This is a genomic window from Leptolyngbya cf. ectocarpi LEGE 11479 (genome assembly GCF_015207065.1).
Taxonomy (GTDB): domain Bacteria; phylum Cyanobacteriota; class Cyanobacteriia; order Phormidesmidales; family Phormidesmidaceae; genus Leptothoe; species Leptothoe ectocarpi.
The window spans coordinates 1-2,775 of the sequence record NZ_JADEXP010000536.1 but is presented as its reverse complement, the minus strand read 5'-3'; the positions used below and the strand labels follow the sequence as shown (position 1 = coordinate 2,775).

At 53.3% G+C, this 2,775-nt stretch carries 3 protein-coding genes; 1 reads left to right on the top strand and 2 read right to left on the bottom strand.

Features of this window, described 5'->3' with window-relative positions; genetic code table 11:
• Both IQ260_RS29560 and IQ260_RS31585 read right to left on the bottom strand, forming a co-directional pair.
• A partial coding sequence (locus tag IQ260_RS29560; protein WP_193996629.1) for an ABC transporter ATP-binding protein occupies window positions 1-710 on the bottom strand: 710 nt, incomplete at its 3' end.
• An 8-nt stretch (window positions 711-718) separates the two neighbouring features.
• The gene (locus IQ260_RS31585; protein WP_265579594.1) at window positions 719-844 is read right to left on the bottom strand and encodes a hypothetical protein; all 126 of its coding nucleotides are present in this window, start codon (window positions 842-844) and stop codon (window positions 719-721) included.
• 324 nt (window positions 845-1,168) lie between these two features.
• Between IQ260_RS31585 and IQ260_RS29555 the strand changes: the two genes are divergently transcribed.
• The coding region (locus tag IQ260_RS29555; protein ID WP_193996628.1) for an ABC transporter ATP-binding protein at window positions 1,169-2,775 on the top strand (1,607 nt) is incomplete at its 3' end.

Here is a 2,775-nt window from a genome sequence, read left to right as displayed (position 1 = left end):
GGTGTGGGGGCATGGATGGAGAGGCTGCGATCGCAAATTTCCCGATACAGCTCATCCTGACCAAAATGCCCAATAAAGCAGCTATCTAGAGCTTTACGATAGGCTATTAGCTCTAATAAACGCCTTTGATTGGCAGGGTCCAGTTGCTCAAAGGACAGGTCAATTACCACAATGCTGTAGTCCACGGCAAAGGTACGGGCCAGATTAACCTGGTGGAGTTCAGCTAGGCTGAGATCCTCAGGGGTCTTTTGCCATAGACGTCGCGGTAACCCCACCCAATCCAAAACATGACGAGCTTGGGCTTCCGCCTGGGAGCGAGAAAACCCCAGTTCAATCAGTTTAGTCAGAACACAGTGCATGCCTGTGGGGGCAGAGCGCAGGTCTGCACTAGGTCCCAAATAGCCAATGGTTTGCGCTTGAATTTGGCTGATTTGTCGTGGGGCTAGCTGGGGCAGGTTGAGCCACTGCCCATGGTGATCGATCCAAATCGCCCCCGCTTCAATGCGAGTCTGGCCAGCTAATGCGGTCAACAGCAGCCGATTGGCTGACGGTATGGCACTGTCTAGATGCACACATTCTCCCCCTTTGAGGACGAATGATACATCTTCTAATCCTGGAGACCAGCTGATCTGGGCTTGATCTGCACTTTGATACAGCCTCTCCACCTGGAGTTTGATGTTGTGATAGCGAATCGCAAACGGAGTTTCCATAGAGGATCTCAGGTAGGCACGGGCATAAAAGAGGGTGCTCCCAGCGCCGCTGATGGTTGACCCTGCTTGGCTTTGAGCAGGGACGACAGGTTATTCGGATAGTCAGTCAGCACCAGCAAACTCTGGGTAGCCAATACAGCTGCTCAGCCGTAGGCTAATTCGTCACCCTAAAAATTGCTAACGATACATATCAAGCGGTTTCCGATAAACGGTATGGATCGATTAGTGGTAGCACGCACTGAGATAATTCTTGTCAGTAGAGTATCGAAAAAAGTGCGGGTATACCGTAAATCTCACTAGTGCTTCGTCAATACTTTATGTTCATGGCCAGGTTTGATCCGGTCTGGAATCATGGCTTTTAGGCAGTCTGTCCCTGGTTTTGGCCCTGCGCTCCGATGATGGTTCACAATGGATAGACTTAGTGTGAACCTTTGATCTACCCTTTGACATCAGGCGATATGACCTACCCACTCCAGCGTTTGTTGACCTATGGCCGCCGCTATCGTCGCCGGATTTGGCTGGCTAGTTTGGCCTCAATTCTAAATAAGCTGTTTGATTTAGCACCCCCTGTACTGATCGGTTTGGCGGTGGATGTGGTGGTTCAACAGCAGGATTCTCTGATTGCCCAGTGGGGGGTGTCCAGCATTCGTGGTCAGTTCGTGTGGCTATCGGTGCTGACGGTGATCGTCTGGGCGCTAGAATCGGCATTTGAGTATGCCTATAACTGGATGTGGCGTAATCTGGCCCAGTCGATTCAGCACGATCTGCGCTTAGATGCCTATACCCATTTGCAGTCCCTAGAGCTGGCGTTTTTTGAAGAGCGCAGCTCCGGTGGTCTGATGTCTATTCTCAATGACGATATCAATCAGCTAGAGCGCTTTCTAGATCGGGGAGCCAATGAGGTGCTGCAGGTGGTGACCACCATCCTACTGATTGGGGGGGCCTTTTTTGTCATGGCGCCTCAGGTGGCGTGGATGGCCATGCTGCCCATGCCCTTGATTGTGTGGGGTGCGATCGCATTCCAAAAATACCTGGCCCCGCGCTATGCCGAGGTGCGCGAACGGGTGGGCCTGCTCAATGGTCGTTTATCAAATAACCTCACTGGCATTGCCACCATTAAAAGCTACACCGCTGAAACCTATGAGATTCAGCGAGTGGGCCAGGACAGCGAAGCGTACCGGCAAAGCAATCGTCGGGCCATTGCCCTCAGTTCCGCCTTTATTCCACTGATTCGTATTTTTATCTTAGCGGGGTTTACCGCCACGCTACTCTATGGCGGTCTGGAAGCGGTGGCTGGCAATCTGGCGGTGGGCACCTATAGTGTGCTGGTATTTTTGACCCAGCGGCTGCTGTGGCCCCTAACCCGCCTCGGGGAAACCCTCGACCAGTACCGGCGCGCCATGGCCTCTATCAACCGGGTGATGGATTTACTGGATACCCCCGTTGCCATTCGGCCTGGGGACTACCGCCTACCGGTGAGCAATGTGCGGGGTGAGATTGCATTTCAAGACGTTACCTTTGCCTACCGCGATCGCGCGCCCGTGGTACAGCACCTCACCCTGAAGATTCCGGCAGGCAAAACAACCGCAATTGTGGGGGCAACCGGGTCGGGTAAAAGCACCCTGGTCAAGCTGCTGCTGCGGTTTTATGAAATCAGCGAGGGTCAGATTACCCTGGATGGTCACGACCTGTGCAGCCTGCACCTAGATGATTTGCGTCGCGCCATCGGATTGGTTAGTCAGGATGTGTTTTTATTCCACGGAACTGTCGCTGAGAATATTGCCTATGGCAGCTTTAGTGCCACACCGGCTGACATTAAGCAGGCAGCCCATCTGGCTGAAGCCCATGAGTTTATTCAGCAGCTGCCCCAGGGCTATGACACCGTTGTGGGGGAGCGGGGCCAAAAGCTGTCTGGGGGGCAACGTCAGCGGTTAGCCATTGCTCGAGCCCTGTTAAAGAACCCACCGATTTTAATCTTGGATGAAGCCACCTCGGCAGTAGATAACGAAACGGAGGCCGCTATCCAGCGGTCGCTAGAGAAAATTACCTGCGATCGCACCACTAT